The organism is Pseudoroseicyclus sp. H15 (assembly GCF_054353345.1).
The window spans coordinates 731451-751092 of sequence record NZ_JBTHJE010000001.1 but is presented as its reverse complement, the minus strand read 5'-3'; the positions used below and the strand labels follow the sequence as shown (position 1 = coordinate 751092).

At 67.7% G+C, this 19642-nt stretch carries 17 protein-coding genes and 1 tRNA gene; 10 read left to right on the top strand and 8 right to left on the bottom strand.

Annotated features, from left to right (window positions below):
* Positions 1 to 6 precede the first annotated feature (6 nt).
* From ACXN5S_RS03575 to ACXN5S_RS03540, 8 genes are all read right to left on the bottom strand, one after another.
* Positions 7 to 966, bottom strand: coding sequence for an ABC transporter substrate-binding protein (locus ACXN5S_RS03575; protein ID WP_458604010.1), 960 nt, complete (start codon positions 964 to 966; stop codon positions 7 to 9).
* Positions 967 to 1039: 73 nt separating this feature from the next.
* Positions 1040 to 1993, bottom strand: coding sequence for an ABC transporter substrate-binding protein (locus ACXN5S_RS03570; RefSeq protein WP_458604009.1), 954 nt, complete (start codon positions 1991 to 1993; stop codon positions 1040 to 1042).
* A gap of 35 nt (positions 1994 to 2028) precedes the next feature.
* Positions 2029 to 2991, bottom strand: a complete 963-nt coding sequence (locus ACXN5S_RS03565; RefSeq protein WP_458604008.1) for an ABC transporter substrate-binding protein — start codon at positions 2989 to 2991, stop codon at positions 2029 to 2031.
* A gap of 16 nt (positions 2992 to 3007) precedes the next feature.
* Positions 3008 to 3925: a sucrase ferredoxin gene (locus ACXN5S_RS03560; RefSeq protein ID WP_458604007.1), complete on the bottom strand. Its 918-nt coding sequence runs from the start codon at positions 3923 to 3925 to the stop codon at positions 3008 to 3010.
* The gene (locus ACXN5S_RS03555; protein ID WP_458604006.1) at positions 3922 to 4968 is read right to left on the bottom strand and encodes a FecCD family ABC transporter permease; all 1047 of its coding nucleotides are present in this window, start codon (positions 4966 to 4968) and stop codon (positions 3922 to 3924) included. The genes ACXN5S_RS03560 and ACXN5S_RS03555 overlap by 4 nt, the downstream gene beginning before the upstream one ends.
* Entirely contained in the window at positions 4965 to 5975 is a 1011-nt protein-coding gene (locus tag ACXN5S_RS03550) for a FecCD family ABC transporter permease (RefSeq protein ID WP_458604005.1), read from the bottom strand. The genes ACXN5S_RS03555 and ACXN5S_RS03550 overlap by 4 nt, the downstream gene beginning before the upstream one ends.
* Positions 5972 to 6814 carry an ABC transporter ATP-binding protein gene (locus ACXN5S_RS03545; protein WP_458604004.1) on the bottom strand — a complete coding sequence of 281 codons (843 nt, stop codon included), beginning with the start codon at positions 6812 to 6814 and terminating at the stop codon, positions 5972 to 5974. The genes ACXN5S_RS03550 and ACXN5S_RS03545 overlap by 4 nt, the downstream gene beginning before the upstream one ends.
* 330 nt (positions 6815 to 7144) lie before the next feature.
* A tRNA-Leu gene (locus ACXN5S_RS03540) sits at positions 7145 to 7231 on the bottom strand.
* A gap of 247 nt (positions 7232 to 7478) precedes the next feature.
* Here ACXN5S_RS03540 and ACXN5S_RS03535 point away from each other — a divergent pair.
* The 10 genes from ACXN5S_RS03535 to fzlA all read left to right on the top strand — a co-directional run bounded on the left by ACXN5S_RS03535 (position 7479) and on the right by fzlA (position 19605).
* Positions 7479 to 8459 carry a complex I NDUFA9 subunit family protein gene (locus ACXN5S_RS03535; RefSeq protein ID WP_458604003.1) on the top strand — a complete coding sequence of 327 codons (981 nt, stop codon included), beginning with the start codon at positions 7479 to 7481 and terminating at the stop codon, positions 8457 to 8459.
* Between the two features lie 3 nt (positions 8460 to 8462).
* Positions 8463 to 9266 carry an undecaprenyl-diphosphate phosphatase gene (locus tag ACXN5S_RS03530; protein WP_458604002.1) on the top strand — a complete coding sequence of 268 codons (804 nt, stop codon included), beginning with the start codon at positions 8463 to 8465 and terminating at the stop codon, positions 9264 to 9266.
* A gap of 155 nt (positions 9267 to 9421) precedes the next feature.
* Positions 9422 to 10858: an NAD(P)-dependent oxidoreductase gene (locus tag ACXN5S_RS03525; protein ID WP_458604001.1), complete on the top strand. Its 1437-nt coding sequence runs from the start codon at positions 9422 to 9424 to the stop codon at positions 10856 to 10858.
* On the top strand, positions 10855 to 11541 hold the full coding sequence (locus ACXN5S_RS03520) for a hypothetical protein (RefSeq protein WP_458604000.1): 687 nt from the start codon (positions 10855 to 10857) through the stop codon (positions 11539 to 11541). Before ACXN5S_RS03525 ends, ACXN5S_RS03520 begins: the two co-directional genes overlap by 4 nt.
* Positions 11538 to 12248, top strand: coding sequence for a hypothetical protein (locus ACXN5S_RS03515; protein WP_458603999.1), 711 nt, complete (start codon positions 11538 to 11540; stop codon positions 12246 to 12248). The genes ACXN5S_RS03520 and ACXN5S_RS03515 overlap by 4 nt, the downstream gene beginning before the upstream one ends.
* On the top strand, positions 12245 to 12673 hold the full coding sequence (locus ACXN5S_RS03510) for a GFA family protein (protein ID WP_458603998.1): 429 nt from the start codon (positions 12245 to 12247) through the stop codon (positions 12671 to 12673). The genes ACXN5S_RS03515 and ACXN5S_RS03510 overlap by 4 nt, the downstream gene beginning before the upstream one ends.
* Positions 12670 to 13098 (top strand): GFA family protein, encoded by a 429-nt coding sequence (locus ACXN5S_RS03505; protein WP_458603997.1) that lies wholly within the window; start codon positions 12670 to 12672, stop codon positions 13096 to 13098. The genes ACXN5S_RS03510 and ACXN5S_RS03505 overlap by 4 nt, the downstream gene beginning before the upstream one ends.
* A gap of 84 nt (positions 13099 to 13182) precedes the next feature.
* Positions 13183 to 17721, top strand: coding sequence for a glutamate synthase large subunit (gene gltB, locus ACXN5S_RS03500; RefSeq protein WP_458603996.1), 4539 nt, complete (start codon positions 13183 to 13185; stop codon positions 17719 to 17721).
* Positions 17722 to 18074: 353 nt separating this feature from the next.
* The gene (gene mtgA / locus ACXN5S_RS03495) at positions 18075 to 18833 is read left to right on the top strand and encodes a monofunctional biosynthetic peptidoglycan transglycosylase (protein ID WP_458603995.1); all 759 of its coding nucleotides are present in this window, start codon (positions 18075 to 18077) and stop codon (positions 18831 to 18833) included.
* A gap of 106 nt (positions 18834 to 18939) precedes the next feature.
* Entirely contained in the window at positions 18940 to 19605 is a 666-nt protein-coding gene (gene fzlA, locus ACXN5S_RS03490; protein WP_458603994.1) for an FtsZ-binding protein FzlA, read from the top strand.
* The last annotated feature ends 37 nt before the right edge of the window (positions 19606 to 19642 follow it).

Below are 19642 nucleotides of genomic sequence, written 5' to 3'. Positions count from 1 at the left end.
GCTCGATCAGTCCGGTACCTCGGTGGCCGGGTCCCCGTCGATGGCCGCGGTGATGCGGGGTTCGAGCTCCTCCAGGACATAGGGGATGCTCAGCAGCGAGGCGTGGCTGAACGCGCTGCTCAGGAGCACGTCGGTGATGATCTCGCGGCCCTCTTGGTAGGCCGTCAGCGCCGGGCGCAGGGCGAGCCCCTCGATCTTGTCGCGCTGGCCCGCCGTTTCGTCGATCATCCAGATCAGCACATCGGCATCGACGATCTGAAGCTCTTCTTCCGAGAAGGTCACCGCGAACTTGCTGCCCGTGGCCAGCGCCTGAACCGGCTCCGGCAACGACAGGCCGAGGCGCGACAGCAGGAGCGGGCGAATATCCTCGCCGGTGTAGGTGCCAGGTGTGTCACCGTAGTAATAGGCCACGGCGGCGGTCTTGTCGGCCCAGTCGGGGTGCCGGGCGGCGATGGCCTGCATCTCGGCTTCGATCTCGGCGACCTGTGCCTCGGCCTCGTCGAGCCGGCCGACCGCGGTGCCGGCCATCAGGGCGAGCTGATCCCATGGCAGGGAGTAGTCGCCGACACCTTCGGGCACGGCCACGACCGGGGCGATGAGCGACAGGCTCTCGTACTCCTCTGCCGTGATGCCCGACCAGAGCGCGACGATGACATCGGGCTCTGTCGCCGCGATCTGCTCGAAGTTGAGGGCGCCGCGCAGGATCTCCGGCTCGCTTTGCAGAAGGTCTTCGGCCCAAGGCCAGACGGCATTCTCGTAATCGCCGTACCAGTAGCGGATGGCGACGGGCTGAACGCCGAGCGCCAGAAGGTTGTCGGCGCCGTTGTAATCGAGGCTCGCCACCCGCTCGGGCGGCTCCTCGATGACGGTCGTGCCGAACTTGTGCTCGATGGTCAGCGGGTAGTCCTGCGCCATGGCCGGCGCGGGGAGCAAGGCAAGCGCCGAAGCGCCAAGAAGACGTTTCATGTTGGGTCTTTCGATTTGAGGAATAGGGGGAGCGGCCGCGCCGATTGCGAGGCATGAGCGCGGCCGCGGCGCATCACCGGGAATCGAGGCTGCCGAGGGCGGTGGTGACCGCATAGGCGATCATCGTCAGCCCCACGTAGGAGGTCGCCCAGCCCTCTTCGCGGGGCATGATGATCATGCGGTCCGCCTGGCAGGCCGTCAGCTGCGCGCAATAGCCGGGCACCGTCTCTTCCAGCGCGGCCAGAGCATCCGCCGGGATTTCTCCGCGGTCAGTACGATAGGTGATGAGCACGACATCGGCATCCAGCTCGGGCAGGTGCTCGGCGCTGAGCTGCTCGGAGGTGCCCTCGGGGATGCTCTCGATCAGCGCGGGGGCAGAGAAGCCGGCATCCCGCAGCACCTTGCCGAAGGAGGAATAGGGGTTCCACACCGACAGGTTGCCATTCTGCGCGTGGAAGGCACTCACCATAAGCGGCGCCTGCCCGGCGACACGCTGCAACTGCGCGATCTGCGCCTCGTAGCGGGCCTTCAGGGTGCCGAGCGCGCCCGTCCGGCCCACAAGGTCAGCCAGCAGGTCGTAGAGCTCGTAATCTCCGCGCAGGCCCGACCTTGTGTCGATCACGATGGTCGGGGCGACCGCCTCGAGCTGCGAGATCTCGGCCTGCTGCCAGGTGGTCGTCAGAATGAGATCGGGCGCCGCTGCGGCCAGAACCTCGATATCGACCGGGTTGTGGCCAAGATTGATGATGCCGTCCGGCGAGAACCCCTGGCCGGTCAGCAGAAGGCCGGCGCGGATCATAGGCGTTCCGTCAGGCCCGGGGCGGCCATGGCTGGCCACGACCGGCGCACCGAGTTCCAGCAGCGGTACGGTGAGCTCGATATCGTGCAGCGTGGCGATGCGCTCGGGCGCGGCCGGGTAGGTCACCTCCCGGCCCAGATCGTCGGTGATGGTGCGCGTGTCCTGCGCCCAGGCCGGCGCCGCGATTGCAACCGCGGCGAGGGCGAGGGCCAAAAGCTTGGTTCGCATGGGATATGTCCTGAGATTGTCTAGAGACAGCGGCCTCACCGCGGCATCGGGGTGAAGTCCTGCCCGCCGATCACCGAAAGGAGCATGTAGCTGACGGCGCCAAGCGCGAAATACGAGCGGGTGGAGCCGAGCGAGCGGCTGACGAAATACATCTGGTCTTCGCGGCAGGCGTGCAGCTGATCGCACCAGCCCGGCAGCACGCTGTCGAAATTGGCGCGCACGTCGTCCGGCCCGTCACCGGCGGTGGAGCGGTAGGTGGCAAAGATGAAATCGCCGTCGAACTCCGGCAGCACTTCGGCGGTGAAGCTCTGGTTGCCGCCCTCGGGGATCGCCTCGATGAGGGCCGGCCGCTGGAAGCCGGCATCCACCAGCACCTTGCCGATATTGCCGTAGGGGTTGAAGGCGAAGAGCTCGCCGGGATTGGCCTGCACGGTCGAGACCATGATGCTCTCGGTGTCGATCACCTCGCGGATCAGGGCGATCTGGTCGGCATAGCGGCGCTTCATCAGCTCCAGCTGGTCGGTCGTGCCGGTCAGCTCGGCGAGCCAATCGTAGATCTCCCACTCGCCGCGCTGCGTGTAATCGAGCACCACGGTGGGCGCGATGGCGCGCAGCTGATCGACATCCGCCGTCTGCCACTGGGTGGTGAGGATCAGGTCCGGCTCCACGGCGGCGATCCGCTCCACGTCGGCGGGAAGGTTGCCGACCCACTCGATATCGGAATTGTCGAAATCGATGCCGGTGATCGACAGGCTGGAGCGGATGAAGGCGCCATCCTCGCTCTCGCCGCGGCCATGGCTGCCGGCGACATTGGCGCCGAGCTCCAGCAAAGGCACCGTCAGCACGCTGTCATGCAGGGCGACGATGCGCTGCGGGTCGGTGGGGATCTCCACCTCGGTGCCGGTGTCGTCGGTGATGATGCGGGTGTCCTGGGCGGCGGCCGTGGTCGGCAGTGCCAGAGCGATGAGCAAGCCGAGGGCCGGGATGGCGCGTGTCATGGCTTTATTCCTTGGGTCAGGTCTTGGTCGGTGGGGTGTTCGGGGTGGCGGCCTCGCGGAGGGGCTCGACGCGGGGCCGCCAGATTGTCTTGGTCGCGGGGGGGTTGGCCCCGTCGATATCGGCGCAGGTACTGTGGCCGCTCATGCTGCCTTCGGTGAGCGAGACATGCGCGACGCTGGTGCCCACCGTCACGGCATAGCGGAGGGCGCCGATCTCGCGCAGCTTGGCGGTCCCGTAGATGCCCTGGCTGGCGAGGTGCTGCAGGCCGGCGACCTCGGCGACCTGCGCCGGGCCGTCCAGGTGAGAGGCGCCGCGATAGCATTTCAGATAGGGCAGGTCCGCGGCTTCGGCGCTCAGCAGCGCCGGCGCGTCTGCCGGGGCGAGGCGACCGTATTTGCGCATCGAGGGCAGCACGAGAACGCTCGCCGCCAGCCGGCAGCCGCCCAGATGCGTGGCCTCCCAGACGTCGAAATCGCCGCGCGCCTCAGCTTCGGCGGCCAGCGCGCGGTAGATGGCGAAGCCGAACTTGGCGCAGCAGCGGTCATGCTTGCCATGGGTGCAGCAGAGGACGAGCGGCGTCCGCGCCGGCTTCGGGCCGAAAGGGGTGAGCGCGTCCGCGCCCAGGGGGATGGCGGCGAGGAAGGCGGGCAGGGCCTCCGCCCGCAGCTCGAACGAGAGCGCCTCGGGATAGAGGAAGACCCGCAGCGTCTCGCGGCTCTCGCCCTTGCGGTCGATGAGGTTGACGCGCCAGCCGGCCGACACGACGTCTTCGAGGGCGGTGACAAGCGCTTCGTCCATGTCCGCCGCGATGCGCAGCGAATGGCGCCATTTCGCTTTCGGCCACTGGATCAGCAGGTTGCGCGCCGGGTGAATGCCAGTGCCCGCAAGCGGCTCGCCCGCCGCAAGGCTGCGCTCGCTGCAGAAGCGGCTCATGACGGGCTCCCTTCCCGGCGCAGGATGAGCGCCACGAAGATCGGCACGCCGATGACCGCGGTGACGATGCCCGCCGGGATCTGGATCGGGGCGAAGAGAGAGCGCCCGGCCAGGTCCGCCGCGCCCACCAGAAGCGCGCCCGCCGCAGCCGACAGCCCCAGGTGCAGCCCCACGCCCGAGCGGGCCAGCCGATGCGCCAGATGCGGCGCGACCAGCCCGACGAAGCCCAGCGGCCCGACCATGGCCACCGCCGCCGCGGCCAGCGCCACGGAGAGGGTGATCAGCGCCACGCGCGCCCGGCCAACCCGCACGCCCAGCGCCACGGCCATCTCCGGCCCCATGCGCAGCGCGGCCATCGGGCGCGAGGCAGCGAAGAGGGCAGGCACGAGCACGATGAGCGTCAGCCCCAGCACGGCGACGTCGCTCCACCCCACCGCATGGACCGATCCGGCGAGCCAGCCCAAGGCCGCCATCGCCTGATCGATCTTGCCGTAGGTGAGCATCGCCGAGGTCGCCGCCGAGATGAACGCCGCGACGCCGATCCCCGTGAGGATGAACCGCATCGTCGCCCCGCCTGTCCTCCGCATGGAAATCCACTGGATCAGCGCGGCCACGGCGAGCGCCCCGGCGAAGGCGAGAGGCGGCCGCAGCCCGTAGGGCAACTGCGGGAACAGCACGATGGCGGCGACGACGGCCAGCCCCGCGCCCTGGCTGACGCCCACCAGCGACGGGTCGGCCAGCGGGTTGCGCGTGACGTTCTGCAGTGTCGCGCCCGACAGGGCCAGCAGCGCGCCCGCAAAGAAGGCCGCCAGCGTGCGGGGGAAGCGGAATTGCCAGACGACGGTGTCCGCGGTGGCCGACGGCGGGTTGCCGGCGAGCGTGGAGAGCACGCCCGGCATGTCCAGCGCGTAACTGCCCGTCATCAGGCTGATCACCAGCACCACGGCGACGAGGCCAAGGAGCAGGCCGAGCACGCAGAGCGCCCGCAGTGGCAGCGCGAAAGTGACGGGCCCCTCCAGCCGGGTGACGAGGCCGGCCGTCACAGCCGCGCCCTGATCAGCCAGACGAAGATCGGCGCGCCCAGCAGCGCGGTGACGAGGCCCGTGGAGATCTCGACGGGCGCCAGCACCATGCGCGCCGCGATATCCACCACCAGCAGATAGGCCGCCCCGGCCACGGCCGACCATGGCACGACCAGCCGGTAATCCTGCCCCACGAACAGCCGCACGGCATGCGGCACGACGAGGCCGACAAAGCCCATCGGCCCGGCAATCGCCACCGAAGAGGCGGTGAGCGCGATCACCGAGACCAGCACCAGCGCCTTCAGGCGGCCGACGTTCATGCCCAGCCCGACGGCCGTCTCCTCGCCCATCGCCAGCGCCGTGACCTGCCGCGCGGCGCCGAAGGCGATGACCAGCCCCGCGGCGAGCCAGGGCAGCGCCCATGGCATCACGTCCAGCCGGCGCCCGGCGAGCGAGCCGGTGAGCCAGACGCGCAGCTCCTCGAAGGTCTCCTCGTCGAGCAGGTTCGCCGCGGTGATCAGCGCGCCGAGGAAGGCGGTGATGGCCGCCCCGGCGAGCACCAGCGTCAGCGGTGTCGCCCCGCCCGGCGCGGCGGTGGAGATGCCCCAGACGATGCCCGCCGCCGCCAGCGCCCCGATGGCCGCCACCAGCGGGATCAGCGCCGGCGGGGCGAGGTCGAACACCCCGACGAAGACGACTACGGCAAAGGAGGCGCCGATCAGCAGGCCCAGGATGCCCGGCTCCGCGAGCGGGTTGCGCGTGACGCCCTGCATCAGCGCCCCGGCGACCGAGAGCGCGGCGCCCACCAGCACGGCGAAGAGGGCTCGCGGCAGGCGCAGGTCGACGATGACGACGTGATCGAAGTTGGAGGGGTCGTAGGCCATGAACGCCTCGATCACCGTGCCGAGGGGGATCGTCTTGGCCCCGACGGAGATGTGCCACCCGAAGGCCAGCAGCAGGGCCGCGAGCCCCGCCACGGGCGCGGCCCAGCCAAGCAGGCTGCCGCGCTGCAGGGCCGCCACGCTCACTGCGCCGCAACCGCGAGGCTGGGCGCGACGATGGGCACGCAGACCGGCCGCCCGCTGACGGGGTCTGCCACCACGTTCGCCTCGAGGCCGAAGACCTCCGCCAGCGCCTCTGCGGTAAAGGCCGTCTCGACAGGCCCCTGCGAGACGAGCCTTCCGTCCTTCATCATGATCAGCAGGTCGGCGAAGGCGGCGGCGACGTTCAGCTCGTGCAGGACGACCACCAGGGTGCGGCCATCGTCATGCGCGATGCGGCGCAGCAGCTTCATCAGCTCGACCTGAACCTTGAGGTCGAGGAAGGTCGTGGGCTCGTCGAGCAGGATGATGTCCGTCTCCTGGGCCAGCACCATGGCGACCCAGCAGCGCTGCCGCTGCCCGCCGGACAGCTCCGACACCGGCCTGTCCGCGAATTGCGCGACATCGGCGGCCTCCATCGCCGCCTCGACGGCGCGGGCATCCTCGCGCGACCATTGCCGCAGGAGCGACTGGTGCGGAAAGCGGCCCTGCGCCACCAGCTCGCGCACCCGCAGCCCCTCGGGCGCGGTCGGGCCCTGTGGCAGCAGCGCCAGCCGCCGGGCCACGTTGCGTGTCGGCGTGTCGTGCACGGGCCGACCGTCGAGAAGGACCTGCCCCGCAGAGGCCGGCAGGACCCGCGCCATGGTCTTGAGCAGCGTGGACTTGCCGCAGCCGTTCGGCCCGATGAGCACCGTCAGGGCCGCGTCCGGAATGGTCAGCGTCACCTCGCGGACGATGGGCTGGCCGCCATATCCCGAAGACAGGCCCCGGGTGGCGAGGCGGCTTTGCGGGGCGACCGGTGATGTTCTGAGTGCGGACGTGGGCATGAGGCTCTCGCAGGTTTCACCAGCGAGACCTACCTGGAATGTCTCGAATGACAAGGTACCCGACGAAAAAAGTCGGATACTCTGCGCCAATGGCGGCAATGCGCCGCAGGCGACGCCCGGCCCGGATCGCCCGGTGCGAACAGACGTTCGACGGCTGGCTTACTGACCTGCGGGGAAACAGTCCTCACGACTGATCATAGAGGAATGTGCGGTGAAGATACCGGTGCCATGCCTGAACCCGCTGACCACAAGGCTAATTCGGGCAGATCGGTGGACACACTGATCCCACTTCAGCCAACGCTCATCTTGGATAGCGACATAGGGAAGGGATGGTGCCCAGGAGAGGACTCGAACCTCCACGACCTTGCGGTCACTGGCACCTGAAGCCAGCGCGTCTACCAATTCCGCCACCTGGGCAGGTGTGCCGGCTGCGTTTACGGCGGGGGCCAGGAGGTGTCAACGAGATTTCCGGGCCCGGCGAGAAGGAATTTTCGCCCGTAATCTCTGCCGCCATCACAACGCCTGCGAACGCCGTTTCAACCACTCCGGCGGCACAGATATCGGGCAGCGGGGCCGAGGCGACCTCCATCTGCGGGGGATTCGTCTTGTCTGGCCGGGGCGGCCCGACTAAACCGCCACAGAGACAGCAAATGCGGAGCGATCCATGGCAGGGCTCGTCACCATCTTCGGCGGATCGGGATTTCTGGGGCGGCTGATCGCCCGGCGGCTGGCCAATCAGGGCTGGCGGGTGCGCGTTGCGGTGCGCGAGCCGCATGACGCGGGCTTCGTGCGCCAGTACGGCGCCGTCGGCCAGGTCGAGCCTGTGTTCTGCAGCATCCTCGATGACCGCTCGGTCGCCGCCGCGCTGGCCGGCGCCGATGCCGCGGTCAATTGCGTGGGTGTGCTCGGCGACAAGGGCCGCAACACCCTGACGGCCGTCAACGAAGAGGGCGCCGCCCGCATCGCCCGCATCGCGAAAGAGATGGGCGTCGCGCATCTGGTGCATCTGTCCGGCCTTGGCGCCGATGACGGCACCGAAAGCGGCTACCTGCAGACGAAGGCCGATGGCGAAGCCGCCGTGCGCGAGATCTTCCCGGGCGCGATGATCCTGCGCCCCGCCCCGATGTTCGGCATCGACGATACCTTCTTCAACCGGCTCGCCAAGCTGGCCCGCGCCTTCCCGGTGATCCCGGTGCCGCGGCCCGATACCAAGCTGCAGCCCGTCTATGTCGACGATGTCGCCGCAGCTGCCGTGATGGGCGTGACCGGTGCCGCCTCTGGCACCTACGCGCTCGGCGGCCCCGAAGTGGTGACGCAGCGCGAGCTGATGCACGGCATCGTCTCGCTGATCCGCCGCAAGCGGGTGATCTTCGGCATGCCGCTGTTCCTGGCCCGGTTGACGGCCTGGGCCGGCGACATCGTTCAGGTGCTGAGCCTCGGAATCGTCAAGACACCGATCAGCAAGGACGAGCTTCGCGCGCTGGCGCATGATTCCGTCGTGCCCGAGGGCGCGAAGGGCTTTGCCGAGCTCGGCATCACGCCCACGGCGATGGAAGTGATCCTGCCGACCTATCTGTGGCGCTTCCGCCCCTCGGGGCAGTATCTCGCCATCAAGGAATCCGCCAAAGGCCTGCGGAAGTCCTGACGCATGGCTGACAACGCATTGATCGCTCTGCTGCTCGGGGTTCTCGAGGGCCTGACCGAGTTCATCCCGGTCTCGTCCACTGGCCACTTATTGCTCGCCGGGCATTTCCTCGGCTTCGACGCGGCTGGGAAGACCTTTGAGGTCGTCATCCAGCTCGGCGCGATCTTTGCGCTGCTCTTCGTCTATGCCCAGCGGCTCTGGGCCGTGTTCACCGCGGCGCCGCACGACCCGGCCGCGCGGCGCTTCATCGGCTCGGTGCTGCTGGCCTTCCTGCCGGCCGCCGTGCTCGGCGTGCTGCTGCACGACATCATCAAGACAGTTCTGTTCGAGACGCCCATGCTCATCGCCACGATGCTGGTGATCGGCGGGGTTATCCTGCTGTTCTTCGAACGCTTCGCGCCGGAGCCCACGGTTGACGATGCCGAGGCGCTGCCGCTGCGCAAGGCCTTCTACATCGGCCTCTGCCAGTGCCTCGCCATGGTGCCCGGCGTCTCTCGTTCGGGCGCCACGATTGTTGGCGCGGTGATGCTGGGCGTGTCGAAGCGGGCGGCGGCGGAGTTCTCTTTCTTCCTCTCGATGCCAACGATGGCGGGCGCTGTGGCCTACGACATCTACGCCACCCGCCATGAGCTGGACCTGTCGGCCTGGGGCGAGATCGCCATCGGCTTCGGCGCGGCCTTCGTGACGGCGCTGCTGGTGGTGCACTGGCTGCTCGGGTTTGTCTCGCGGCACGGCTACGCGCTGTTCGGCTGGTGGCGAATCGCCGTGGGCGGCGTGGCGCTGGTGGCCCTCTTGGCAGGCCGGTGAGGCAGTAGGTCAGTTACGCTGCCATAAATTCCCGCGCGATCCGGCAACTTCAGCCGCCCAAGGCAAAATAATCCCGTTTTAGGTCAGCTAAGCTGACTTTTATTCTGGCGGGGCAGCCTGTAAAAGCGCCTTCGAACAGACGGGAGGGGATGCCCTTGGCCACCCAGCGCATGCTGAAATTCGTCACGACTCCGCGCGACATGCCGCCCAAGCGGGATGCCGCCAACCGGCGTGACGACTTCAACGAGATCTACGCCGAATTCGCCGAGGCCAAGGCCGAAGAGCAGTCGGGTCGGTGCAGCCAATGCGGCGTGCCCTATTGCCAGACGCATTGCCCGCTGCACAACAACATCCCCGACTGGCTGCGGATGACGGCGGAAGGCCGGCTGGAAGAGGCCTATGCCATCTCCCAGTCCACCAATACCTTCCCCGAGATCTGCGGCCGCATCTGCCCGCAGGATCGGCTCTGCGAAGGCAATTGCGTGATCGAACAATCGGGCCACGGCACCGTCACCATCGGCTCGGTCGAGAAATACATCACCGACACCGCCTTCGACATGGGCTGGGTGAAACCCTCTCTGCCGAGCCACGAGCGCGAAGAGAGCGTTGGCATCATCGGCGCCGGGCCGGCTGGCCTCGCCGCCGCCGAGGCGCTGCGCCGCAATGGCGTTCAGGTCACCGTCTACGACCGGCACGACCGCGCCGGCGGGCTGATGACCTATGGCATTCCCGGCTTCAAGCTGGAGAAAGAGATCGTCATGCGGCGCATCCGGCTGCTGGAGGAATCCGGCGTCGAATTCGTCACCAATTGCGCGGTGGGTGAGGATCTGAGCTTCGATGCCATCCGCGGCAAGCATGACGCCGTGCTCATTGCGACCGGCGTGTACAAGAGCCGCGATCTCGATGCGCCGGGCGCCGGGGCCGAGGGCATCGTGCGCGCCATCGACTATCTCACCTGTTCCAACCGCAAGAGCTTTGGCGACGAGGTGCCGGAATTCGACAGCGGCGAGCTGAACGCCTTCGGCAAGAAGGTCGTCGTCATCGGTGGCGGCGACACGGCCATGGATTGCGTGCGCACCGCCATCCGGCAGGGCGCGACCAGCGTGAAGTGCCTCTACCGCCGCGACCGGGCCAACATGCCGGGGTCGCAGCGCGAAGTTCAGAACGCCGAGGAGGAGGGCGTCGAGTTCGTCTGGCTCTCGGCCCCCGCCGGCTTCGAGGGCGAAACCGTCAGCGGCGTCACCATCTCGAAGATGCGCCTCGGCGCGCCCGACGCCTCCGGCCGGCGCTTCCCCGAGGTGATCGAGGGGGCCGACTATCTGGAAGAGGCCGATCTCGTCATCAAGGCGCTCGGCTTCGAGCCCGAAGAGCTGCCGAAGCTCTGGGGCGTCACCGGTCTCGACGTGACCCGCTGGGGCACCGTCCGCGCCGACTATGGCACGGGCCGCACATCGCTCGACGGTGTCTTCGCCGCCGGCGACATCGTGCGCGGCGCCTCGCTGGTGGTCTGGGCCATCCGCGACGGGCGCGACTGCGCCGATGCGATCCTGCAGCACCTGGCCAGCGCCTCTGCCACGGTGGCGGCGGAATGATCCGCCCGGCCCTGCTCTTTGCCGGGCTCACCGGCCTTGCGGGCGGGGCCGCGGCGCAGGATTTCGTGCCGCCGACCGGTTGCACGCCAACGCTCACCGTGCAGCAACGCGCCTGCATCGTGGTGAATGTCTGGCAATGCGAAGATGACGCGCCGGGCGAGCAATGGATCGCCATGTTCGGCCCCGCCGGCCCCTTCCAGGTGAAAAAGGTCGACGAGGAGTTCCAGTGGCTGGAAACCTACTACGCCGATCACACAGAATTCATGGAGCTGCCGGCGGCCGACCCCGGCAGCCTGACCGAGCTCTTCGAGACCGGCCGCGATGTCTATGATTTCACAACCACGTCTGACTCTGGCACCCCGCCGGAGCGCGTCGTGGGCGTCGACCGGCTGACCGGTGAAGAGGTCGAGATCGACGGCGAGCCGCTGCTGCGCACGACTTATGCCTATGATGTGGTCACATCGGACGGCGAAATCTCCTATTCTGGCGAAGGGACGCAATTCGTCTCCGAACGGCACCGCCTGTTCTTCCTCGGCCAATCCTGGCCGCGCGACGAGCCGGAGGACGTGCTGGACGCAAGCCCTGTCGAGTTCCTCTACCCCGACGATCCGGGGTTCTTCTCGACCGAACCCAAATTCGATTGCGGCGTCGTGGAATCCGCGATGCCCGGAGCAAGCCAATGAAGACCACCACCCTCACCTGCCTTGCCGCCCTGATGCCCGCGCTGGCGGGCTTCGCCCCCGCTGCCTTCGCGCAGGGGCAGACCTTTTCGCTGCCGGCCAATTGCACCGCCTATATGAGCGTGCAGACCAAGAGCTGCTCGATCAGCCACCATTTCACCTGCTCCGACGATCCCGAGGGCTGGCAGCGCCGTGTCGATCTGGATGAGGCGGGCATCACCTATGCCGGTGCCATCGATGCCGAGACGCAATGGGTCGAGAGCTTCCATGTGCTCTCCAACCGCTCCGAGCGGCTGATGCCCGGCGCCAACGACCCGGCCAGCTTCTCCGATCTCATCAACACCGGCAGCGACAGCTATGATTTCCGCACGGAATCTCCCGAGATCGGCGTCACCCGCTTCGTGGGGCAAGACAGCCTGACCGGCGAGGCGATCACCATGAACGGGCTGACGCTGGAAGAGACGGAATACCACATCCAGGCCATCAGCGACGCCGGCGATATCCTGTGGGAGTCGGAAGGTAACGAATACATCAACCGCGAGCACCGGCTGTTCCTCTCGGGCCCCGGCACCACGACGGTGGATGGCGAGACCTACCCGACCGATGACAGCCCGATGGAAATCTCGCTGCCCGGCGACCCCGGCTTCCTGGCGACCCAGCCGAAATTCGGCTGCAACGTCGTCAGCTCGTCGTGGAGCCCCGACGAATGAGTGTCACCGGCAGCTGCCTTTGCGGGGCCGTGACGGTCACCGCCGCGCGGCTGCCGGCGGAGATGTCCGCCTGCCATTGCGACATGTGCCGCAAATGGAGCGGCTCTGTCGGCATCGGGCTGGATGTCGCCGAAGCTGACCTGACGGTGGAGGGCGAGGTGAAAATCTACGCCTCCTCCTCCTTCGCCGAGCGGGCCTTCTGCCCGGTCTGCGGCTCGTCACTCTGGCTGCGCGACACGAAAGGCGAGAACCTCGGCACCTACGAGCTCTGCCCCGGCCTCTTCGAGAATGCCGGCGGCGCCAGGCTGTCGCGCGAGGTTTACGCCGACCGCTGCCCCGAGGGCTACGCCTTCGCGGGGGATCACCCGCGCATCACCCGGGCTGAGTACGAGGCCAGAAGCCCAAGCGTGGAGAGTCGCTCATGACGAAGACCGGATCGTGCTTCTGCGGCGCCGTGCAATTCGCCGCCTCCGAGATCGGCAGCCTTGGCGCCTGCCATTGCACCTCGTGCCAGCGCTGGACGGGCGGGCCGCTGCTCGGCGTCTCGGTGGCCGAGGCGGCGATGGTTGTGACGGGCAGCGACAACGTGGTGGCGCGCCGCACCTCCGGCTGGGCGAGCCGGGCCAATTGCGCCAAATGCGGCTCGCCGCTCTGGTACCGCTACGATAAGGGTGAGGATGGCGCCGGCTCTTACGAGGTGCCGCTCGGCCTGTTCGACGAGAAGGACGACATTCTCCTCACCAAGGAGATCTTCATCGACCAGAAGCCCGCGGGCTTCGCCTTCGCCGGCGATCACCCCCGCCTGACCCGCGCCGAGGTCATGCCCTCGGCCAGCACGAGCGCCTCATGAACGCGGCGCGCTGCCCGCGTGGCGCTGCCAATCTGAACACCGGCCCCTCCGCCGCCCCCCTTCCTCTTCGTAAGGAGCCTTGAAATGACCAGCTACGACGAATCCTGGGTTGCCGCCGAAGAGGCAAAGCGCAAGTGGATGAACGAGAACTCCATGTTCCGCGAGGAGGACGAGCATGCCTCCTGCGGTGTGGGCCTCGTTGTCTCCATCGACGGAAAAGCCAGCCGCGGCGTGGTGGAGAAGGGCATCAGCGCGCTCAAGGCCATCTGGCACCGCGGTGCCGTCGATGCCGATGGCAAGACGGGCGACGGCGCGGGCATCCATGTGCAGATCCCCCTGCCCTTCTTCTACGAGCAGATCCGCCGCTGCGGGCATGAACCCCGCCCCGACCGGCTGATCGCCGTCGGCCAGGTCTTCCTGCCGCGCACCGATTTCGGCGCGCAGGAGAAGTGCCGCACCATCGTGGAAAGCGAAGTGCTGCGCATGGGCCATTACATCTACGGCTGGCGGCACGTGCCGGTGAACATCAACGTCCTCGGCGAGAAGGCCAACGCGACGCGGCCGGAGATCGAGCAGATCCTGATCCGCTGCGAGAAGGACATCGACAAGGAGACGTTCGAGCGCGAGCTCTACATCATCCGCCGCCGGATCGAGAAGGCCGCGGCCGCCGCCGGCGTGCCGACGCTCTACCTCGCCTCGCTCTCCTGCCGGTCGATCATCTACAAGGGCATGATGCTCGCGCAGGACGTGGCCGAGTTCTATCCCGACCTGCTCGACAAGCGGTTCGAGAGCGCCTTCGCGCTCTATCACCAGCGCTATTCCACCAACACCTTCCCGCAATGGTGGCTGGCTCAGCCCTTCCGCATGCTCGCGCATAACGGCGAGATCAACACGCTGAAGGGCAACCTGAACTGGATGAAGAGCCACGAGATCCGCATGGCCTCGTCCACCTTCGGCGAGATGGCCGAGGACATCAAACCCATCGTCGCGCAGGGTTCTTCCGACTCCGCCGCGCTCGATGCGGTGTTCGAGATGATGGTCCGCGCCGGCCGCTCGGCGCCGATGGCCAAGACGATGCTGGTGCCGGAAGCCTGGAGCAAGTCGGCCACCGAGCTGCCGCAGGCCTGGTCGGACATGTATGCCTATTGCAACGCGGTGATGGAGCCGTGGGACGGCCCCGCCGCCCTTGCCATGACCGATGGCCGCTGGGTGTGCGGCGGGCTCGACCGGAACGGCCTGCGCCCGATGCGCTATGTCGTCACCGGCGACGGCCTGCTGATCGCAGGCTCCGAGGCCGGCATGGTGCCGGTCGACGAGACGCGGGTGAAAGAGAAGGGCGCGCTTGGCCCGGGCCAGATGATCGCGGTGGATATGGAAGAGGGCAAGCTCTACCACGACACTGAAATCAAAGACAAACTCGCCGCCGCCCTGCCCTATCAGGACTGGATCGAGAAGGTCATCGACCTCAACGCCATCCTCCGCGACGTGCCCGAAACCCCCGTCTACGAGGGTGACGAGTTGCGCCGCCGGCAGATCGCCGCGGGTTACACGCTCGAAGAGCTCGAGCAGGTGCTGGCGCCGATGGCCGAGGACGGCAAGGAGATGATCGCCTCGATGGGCGATGACACCCCCGCCGCCGTGCTCTCCAGCAAGTACCGGCCGCTCAGCCATTTCTTCCGCCAGAACTTCAGCCAGGTGACCAACCCGCCCATCGACTCCCTGCGCGAGCAGCGGGTGATGAGCCTGAAGACGCGGTTCGGCAACCTCAAGAACGTGCTGGACGAGAACAGCAGCCAGACCGAGATTCTCGTGCTGGAAAGCCCCTTCGTCGCCAATGCCGAGTTCGACGTGATGGTCGAACAGTTCGGCGATCAGGTCGCCTCGATCGATTGCACCTTCCCCGCCGGCGGCGCGCATGATGCGCTGAAGGACGGGCTCACCCGTATCCGCGCCGAAGCGGAGGATGCCGTGCGCTCCGGCGCCGGCCATATCGTGCTGACCGACCAGGCCCAGGGCCCGGATCGCGTGGCGATGCCGATGATCCTCGTCACCTCGGCCGTGCATTCCTGGCTGACGAAGCAGGGCCTGCGCACCTTCTGCTCGCTCAACGTGCGCTCAGCAGAATGCATCGACCCCCACTACTTCGCCGTGCTCATCTCTTCGGGCGCGACGACGGTGAACGCCTATCTCGCCGAAGATTCGGTCGCCGACCGCATCCGCCGCGGGCTGATCGAGGGCAGCCTCACCGACGCCATGCGCCGCTACCGCGACGCGGTGGACGCGGGCCTGCTCAAGATCATGTCGAAGATGGGCATCTCGGTGATTTCGTCCTATCGCGGCGGGCTCAACTTCGAGGCTGTCGGCCTCTCCCGCGCCATGTGCGCCGAGTATTTCCCCGGCATGCACAGCCGCATTTCGGGCATCGGCACCGCCGGCATCCAGAAGAAGCTCGAAGAGGTTCACGCCCGCGGCTGGCTCGGCGGCCAGGACGTGCTGCCCATCGGTGGGTTCTACAAGTCGCGCCGCTCGGGCGAGAGCCATGCCTGGGGCGCCAGCGTGATGCACCTGATGCAAAGCGCCTGCGACCGTGCAAGCTACGAGATCTGGCAGCAGTACAGCAAGGCGATCCAGTCGAACCCGCCGATCCATCTGCGCGACCTTCTGGCCATCAAGCCGATGGGCGAGCCGATCCCGATCGAAGAGGTCGAGAGCATCACCTCAATCCGCAAGCGCTTCGTGACGCCGGGCATGTCGCTGGGGGCGCTCAGCCCCGAGGCGCACAAGACGCTGAACGTCGCGATGAACCGGATCGGCGCCAAGTCGGACTCCGGCGAGGGCGGCGAAGACCCAGCGCATTTCGTGCCCGAGGCGAATGGCGACAACCCGTCGGCCAAGATCAAGCAGGTCGCCTCCGGGCGCTTCGGCGTGACGGCGGAATACCTCAACCAGTGCGAGGAGCTGGAGATCAAGGTCGCGCAGGGCGCCAAACCCGGCGAGGGAGGCCAGCTGCCCGGCATGAAGGTGACGAAGCTGATCGCGCGCCTGCGGCATTCGACGCCGGGCGTGACGCTGATCAGCCCGCCGCCGCACCACGACATCTACTCGATCGAAGACCTCGCGCAGCTGATCTACGATCTCAAGCAGATCAACCCGCGCTGCAAGGTGACGGTGAAGCTGGTGGCGTCGTCGGGTGTCGGCACCATCGCGGCGGGCGTGGCGAAGGCGAAGGCGGATGTCATCCTTATCTCGGGCCATAACGGCGGCACGGGGGCCTCTCCGGCGACCTCGATCAAGTATGCCGGCCTGCCGTGGGAGATGGGCCTGACCGAGGCGCACCAGGTGCTCGCCATGAACCACCTGCGCGAGCGGGTGACGCTGCGCACCGACGGGGGCCTGCGCACCGGGCGCGACATCGTCATGGCGGCGATGCTGGGGGCCGAGGAATACGGCATCGGCACCGCGGCGCTCATCGCCATGGGCTGCATCATGGTGCGCCAGTGCCAGAGCAACACCTGCCCCGTCGGCGTCTGCACGCAGGATGAGGCGCTGCGCGGCAAGTTCACCGGCAACGCCGACAAGGTGGTGAACCTCATCACCTTCTACGCCACCGAGGTGCGCGAGATCCTAGCCTCCATCGGGGCGCGGTCGCTCGACGACGTGATCGGCCGGGCCGACCTGCTGACTCAGGTCTCCCGTGGCTCGGCCCATCTCGACGATCTGGATCTCAACCCGCTGCTCATCACCGTCGATGGCGCGCACCAGATCCGCTACGACCGGAACAAGCCGCGCAACGACGTGCTCGACACGCTCGACGCCGAGATCGTCAAGGACGCCGCGCGCTTCCTGCAGGACGGCGAGAAGATGCAGCTGGAATACGCGGTGCAGAACACGCTGCGCACCATCGGCACGCGCACGACGAGCCATATCGTCAAGCGCTTCGGCATGCGCAACGATCTGCAGCCGGGGCATCTGACGGTGAAGCTGAAGGGCTCTGCCGGCCAGTCCCTGGGTGCCTTCGCAGTGCGGGGCCTCAAGATCGAGGTTTCGGGAGACGCCAACGACTACGTCGGCAAGGGCCTCTCCGGCGGCACCATCGTGGTGCGCCCGCAGATGGCGAGCCCGCTGGTGGCCGATGAGAACACCATCATCGGCAACACCGTGCTCTACGGCGCGACCGACGGCTATCTCTTCGCCGCCGGCCGCGCGGGCGAGCGCTTCGCGGTGCGCAACTCCGGCGCCAGCGTGGTGATCGAGGGCTGCGGCTCGAACGGCTGCGAGTACATGACGGGCGGCAAGGCCGTGATCCTCGGCTCGATCGGCGCCAACTTCGGCGCCGGCATGACGGGCGGCATGGCCTATCTCTACGATCCTGAAGGCGCCGCCGCGCCGCTGATCAACATGGACACGCTCGTCACCTGCCCGGTGACGGTGGACCATTGGGAGGCCGAACTGCGCGGCCTGGTCGAGCAGCACGAGCGCGAGACCGGCAGCCGCAAGGCCGCCGAGATCCTCGCCCATTGGGAGAGCGAGCTGCCGAACTTCGTGCAGATTTGCCCGAAGGAGATGCTCGGCAAGCTGGAGCACCCTCTGGTGGTCGAGCAGGCCGCGATGCCGGCGGAATGATCAAAGGCGCCGCGCGGTATACTGCGCGGCGCTTTGCTGCAGGGAGGTCGCAGAGCTGCCCTGCGAGCGGGTGCCGATAGCGCCCCGCAACAAGAAACCCTCTCGCACGCCGGCCCCGGGGGGTGGCGCCTCCACGGCGCCGCAACCGCGCTTTATGCCTGCCAAACCCCTTTCAGCGGCGAGCACGGCACTGCCCTCAACAGAGCGGCGGCCTGACGGCCTTGTTTCCGCGCCAGGGGACGGAGCGGCGAGGTCCGGTCAGAGGGCGTCGAAGCTCGGGCAGGCCCCAAGAACCGGCCCCGTTCCTCCGCCTCGCGGTTGACCCTCCCGGCGCCGGCATGGCCTATGGCGGCATGGCACGGGCGAGCAAGGATGAGCGGGGCGGCAGGCGCCGGCGGCGCAAGGACGACGAGGCGCCGCCGCGCCCGCGTATCCGCCCCATCCGCTGGCTGCTGCGCTGGCTCCTCCGCCTGGTCGCGCTCGCCGCCCTGCTGATCTTCGGCGCCATCGGCGCCTATGCCATCCTCAACCCGCCCACGACACCCTACATGCTGCAGGAGCGGCACCGCCTCGGCGGTGTAATCCGCCACGACTGGGTGCCGATGGAGGAGATCGCCCCCGTTATGGCCCGGGCCGCAGTCGCGGCAGAGGACGCCAATTTCTGCCTGCACTGGGGTCTCGATCTCAACGCCATCCGCGCCGCCATCGACGAGGGCGGCAACCGCGGCGGCTCGACCATCTCGCAGCAGGTCGTGAAGAACGTCTTCCTCTGGCAGGACCGCTCTTGGCTGCGCAAGGCGCTGGAGGCAGGCATCACGCCGCTGACCGAGATCGTCTGGAGCAAGCGGCGCATCCTGGAAATCTACCTCAACATGATCGAATTCGGCCCCGGCATTTTCGGCGTCGAGGCGGCGGCGCAGACCTATTTCGGCAAGCCCGCCTCGGCCCTGACTGCCGGCGAAGCCGCGCGGCTCGCCACCGTGCTGCCCTCGCCGCAAACCCGCAATGCGGCCAATCTCACCACGATGATGCTGCGCCGCGCCTCCTCTATCCAGGACGGCGCCGCCACCATCGCACGCGATGGCCGGGCCGCCTGTTTCGAGGCGGATTAGGCCGCCGCCCGGGCTTCACCTCCCGGCAAGGCACCGCCGCCCGCATTGCAACCATCGAGGCGAACAGGCATTGAAGCCCTGTCCCAGTCCTCAATTCGGCCTGCTCATGAACCGCCTCTATCACCACCCGCTCTCGCCCTTCTGCCGCAAAGTCAGGCTCGTCCTGGCCGAGAAACGCATCGAGGTGGAACTGGTGGAAGAGCGCTACTGGGTGAAGGAGCCGGAGTTCCTGCGCCGCAATCCCGCCGGCAAGGTGCCGGTGCTGCGCATGGGCGGCCGCATGATGGCCGAAAGCGGCGCGATCTGCGAATTCCTCGATGAGACGGTGGCCGACCCGCCGCTGATGCCGAAGACGCCGGAGGCGCGCTACGAGGTGCGCCGTCTGAATGGCTGGTTCGACGACAAGTTCAACCGCGAGGTCACCGAGAAACTCATGGGCGAGCGGGTCTTCCGCAAGATCATGGGCACCGGCTATCCGGACAGTGCCAACGTCAAGGCCGGCGCGAAGGCCATCAAATGGCACATCCGCTACATGGAGCATCTACTGGAGCAGCGCCGCTGGCTGGCCGGCAACGAGATGACCATGGCCGATTTCACCGCCGCCGCGCAGCTCTCGTGCCTCGACTACATCTCGGATGTCGACTGGAATCTCTCGGAGACGGTCAAGGACTGGTATGCCAAGATCAAGTCGCGCCCGGCCTTCCGCGGCATCCTCGCCGACACCGTTCCGGGCTTCAAACCGGCGCCGCATTATTCCGACCTCGATTTTTGATCGAGAGAGCCGGGGCGCTGCCCGTCGCCATTGGCGG